4 protein-coding genes are annotated in these 4,015 nt (G+C 31.9%); 1 reads left to right on the top strand and 3 read right to left on the bottom strand.

What is annotated here, in order from left to right; translation table 11 throughout:
• Positions 1-267 precede the first annotated feature (267 nt).
• Complete coding sequence (locus V7068_RS22425; protein WP_499714632.1) at positions 268-1,323, top strand: hypothetical protein; 1,056 nt, start codon at positions 268-270, stop codon at positions 1,321-1,323.
• A 254-nt stretch (positions 1,324-1,577) separates the two neighbouring features.
• Here the strand turns inward: V7068_RS22425 and V7068_RS22420 are convergent, their stop codons facing one another.
• The 3 genes from V7068_RS22420 to V7068_RS22410 all read right to left on the bottom strand — a co-directional run.
• Positions 1,578-1,988, bottom strand: a complete 411-nt coding sequence (locus tag V7068_RS22420; protein WP_499714631.1) for a GIY-YIG nuclease family protein — start codon at positions 1,986-1,988, stop codon at positions 1,578-1,580.
• A gap of 172 nt (positions 1,989-2,160) precedes the next feature.
• Entirely contained in the window at positions 2,161-3,603 is a 1,443-nt protein-coding gene (locus tag V7068_RS22415) for an HNH endonuclease (RefSeq protein ID WP_499714630.1), read from the bottom strand.
• 121 nt (positions 3,604-3,724) lie between these two features.
• Positions 3,725-4,015, bottom strand: a 291-nt coding sequence (locus tag V7068_RS22410) for a hypothetical protein (RefSeq protein WP_499714629.1), incomplete at its 5' end; no start/stop codon positions are given.

Genomic DNA, 4,015 nt, shown 5'->3' with positions numbered 1-4,015 from the left:
AGTAAAATAAAAAAAGTAAAAAGTATAATAAAAAATATTTTACATCAAAAAAGGCACCAACAGGTGCTTTTTTATTGAATCACTCGAATATTCATCATGATAAAATCGGCAACGCTTCTCTCTGTAGTAAAATAAAAGTTGTCAATTCGTGTAGAAACGGAAAAATGCGGACGGAGATATCAAATTAACAATACTTTAGTTATATTTTGATAGAATTGCTAACTATATCTAAGATTTATATTTTACTAGCAAAAGGAGAAAACAATAATGAAAAAAATACAATTGATTTTGATACTACTTCTTTTATTTTCTTACACTCCTCAGCTTGCAGCTGCAAAACCAAATGAAGAATCTACAAATACTGCAACTACCGAGAATCCACCAAAGATTGCGTACCAATGGGATAAGGCAGAAGAAGGGTTTTACCACTTTTCGTTTACTAGTGACACAAGTAAAGTTAGTAGTACGGATAAATTAAATACTTTCATTGAACAGCTAACAAAATTTAAAAAAGACCATTCAAATGAGAAAGTGATTGGATATCAGCCAATTTATCTTCCAGATAACTCCATCACTGGTTATACAGTTTCAACAGAAAAAAAGACAATAAATGGTACAATCCTTGCTGCAATTATTACTGGTATTATTACAGCACTTATTGGGCTTAGTACCTTAATTTATACAATGAGGAACAACCGTAAGACTCTCTTTGTTAACAGTATTACTTCCGAACGAGTAAAGTGGATGGGACAATTGAAAGAATATGTAGCAGAATTTATCTCCCTAGCCAGCTTTTATAACGAAAAGCCAATCTTAGAAGATGCCAAAGAAAAAGGGGAATACCTCGATAAAATCGTACATGCGAAGGCAAAAATAAACCTTCATTTGAACTATCGCGGAGATGAAGATAAAAAAATAATGAAGCTCGTTGATAAAATGTCTGAAAACATAATGAAAACTTATGATGCTTTGGCTTTACTAAAAAAATCTGATAAAGAAAAAGTTGCCTATGTCCTCGAAAAGAATAAGGAGCAACTGGATAAACGAATTTTTTCAAAAATGGACAAAATAATTGAAGAAGATATTAAATCACAGAACCATCGTGATGCAAATTCATTCAATAAAATTGCATCTGATATAATTCGCGAATCTCAAAATGAGGAAATTGAAATCTTCAATGACCGTTTTAAAAAAGAATTTAGTCAATTAAAATCAGAGCTCCAAAATAACAGTGACATTTTACTTCAACTGACCCAAAAGTATTTGAAAGAAGAATGGAATAGAGTTAAAGAAGAAGCAGAAAAAGGAAATATTTCAAAATGATTTTTTATTTAGAAATGACTATGTTAAATAACTCTGTTGATATTTGATAAAAAACAAACAAATGTTCTATAATATAAGAAAGGACATTTGTTTGGCGGTTTTACAATGACATTAAGAGAATTAAAAGAAGAACCATTATGGTAAAGAAGGGAGGCTGCCAAACAGCCTCCTTTTTTTCACTTACATCAATATTATTGATTAACATAGCCTTTTAATAAAAGACAAAAGAACCATGCTTTATAGAAAAATTTATCTCATGACTTCCGATTTTTATTTTTATAAAGCTGTCTATACGATTTTTTCCCTGAAGTATTATATTTAGGGGAATGTTTTCTGATTAATTCTTCTTCTATTTCTTTTCTCCCTAAAGGCAGTTGGACAAATACGATGGTATAGGCAGAATCGGTAAATAATTTGGGCCCTACTTTTTTATATAGTCCATGACTGCGATTCAGCCTTCTTACCCTCTTCTTTACATTGCTTGATTCTCCCACATAAATCATTTCATCATTTTCATACACCACATACACCCCGTTTGAAAAGTCGCATTTATTTTTCCAGTCGGGGTTGTTCAATTGATGTCTGGGTGCTGTTTTGAGATATTCTTCCACATGATGTAATAAATTTGCCCATATATCTAGATGTTCTCTATAGTATTCTTTCATGTTTCCCCTGCTTTCTCTATATGTATGGTAAAGATTACCTTACTATTATAATAGAAAAGGTAGTTATAATGGTTGAAAAATTTCAAGAGCTGTCCAATGAGGCTGTAGCAGCAATGTTCTTTTGGAAGTTTACTAGAAATTCTCTGCATTTTTGCTTTCCGACCGTTTTGACTTATGGTTCGGTGTCTAACTTTACTTTAGTCCATGCATTTCCCAATTTTATAGCCTTAATAGTTGCTGTTGAAACAGGATAATCTTCTGCAATGTTTTTAGGGCTTTCTCCCTTTTGTAACCGTTTCTTTATTTGAATTATTTGTTCTAGAGTCAATTTCCCTCTAACTATTGGTTGCAAGTTAAGATGAGCAAAAGCATCTTTAAGTTTTGCATTTTTAATTCTAGAAATGGTGGCTTGCGTTACATTAAATTCTTCTGCTAAATTGTATTGTTTTTCCCCTTCAGCTAATCTCTTGTGTATTTCTAGTACCTGTTCATCTGTTAATTTTCTTTTAAAAGAATTCGCAGCTTGCTTTCCTCCTTTTTTGAACGCTTCTTCTTTTACTTTCATTAATTCCTCTATATCTATACCGGTCTGTTCTCTTTTCATTTTTAAATAAGCATTTAGTTCCTCTTCTGTAACATCAAATGTTCCGTATATGTTGTGTAAACTTCCTTTAAATCTGGGATTGTGGCATTTTTCACACAAAATAATACCGTTTTCTACATCAAATTGTAGGTGCGGGTGATAGGCAAAACTTTTAATATGATGAGCTTCTAAAAATACCCCTTTTCCATACGCTCCACACGCTTGACATGTATGAAAATCTTTAATTAGTACACCATTTTTCCATTTCGCATATTCATCACTTAATCGGATTAACTGTGACTTAGCCGTTATTCCCCCTTTCCATGAAGGGTTGTTTTCTCCTTTCCTTCCTTCAACAATACAGTGCCTGCAAATATTTTTTCTTTTCTTATCCAATGCATTCCTTAAAGAGATGAATTGAGGTTCCATTGGATGTTTTACACAAGTGAATGCCATTTCTATATCAGCAGAAGTAAAAGTATCTTCTAATAACACAGCATTTTTTGAAGCGAATATTTCTATAGCCTTCTCTAAATCATATTTTCTAGGTTTTTTAATGTTTTCAAACGTTTTTTTGACGTTTTCCCTAGCTACATTTGCTTTTATTTCTTGTACGCATTTCTTGCATCCATTTGAATTGCTGTATTTTAAACCATGCCAAGTATACTCATATTCACCTAATTCTGAGTGAGTTAAGCATAAAAGTTTAACATTGCCATACCAAACATAATGTGCCGAAAGTATGGTTACGTTCTTCTTTTTACTGATTTCTTGAAAAACTGGAGGAATAGGTTTGTCTTTATTCCTCTTTTCTTTCCTTATCTCTTCTAAAAGGCAGCCACAACTCTTATTTGTATTTCCTCGTAATGCTTTTCCTAGTACAACTTTTTCAGTTCCTTTTTCACAAGAGCATTTACATAACCATAAATCATATTTTTTATTATATTTATGTACATTTTCATAATCTCTTCGAATCACAGTCCACTTCCCGAACGTTTTGCCTAACATTTCTTGCTCTAAATTTCTTTTCACCTGTTCAACCTCCCATGTCATCAACTTAAAATTGACTTTGTTAAACATTAATATCGGATGGGACATACTTATCATTGATTCAAAAAAGAAAGCATGGATATTACCTCCATGCTTTCTACAATTATAAAAATAATAAAACTTCCTGCCTTTCAATACTGTTTTCATCTAATTCTTCAATGAGTTTATTTTTCATAATATTGATTAAACGACCATTTTTAAATTTAAAATACTCCAGATAGTTCCTTAATAAATAGTCCGCCACATGTCTAGACAAGCCAAGATTTTGAAGGGTAATTTCTGCACTGCTCCTTGTTCCGTACTCGATAAAATTTGCCCAATTTGTCCCCGCATTATCTTTCCCCAACACCTCTTGCAACATTAAATAATAATGATTTACATATTTTTGAATATG

Source organism: Bacillus sp. JJ634 (assembly GCF_036962285.1).
GTDB classification, from domain to species: Bacteria; Bacillota; Bacilli; order Bacillales; family DSM-1321; genus Peribacillus; species Peribacillus asahii_A.
The sequence above is the reverse complement of the archived record's forward strand: the minus strand, read 5'-3'. Positions and strand labels throughout refer to the sequence as shown.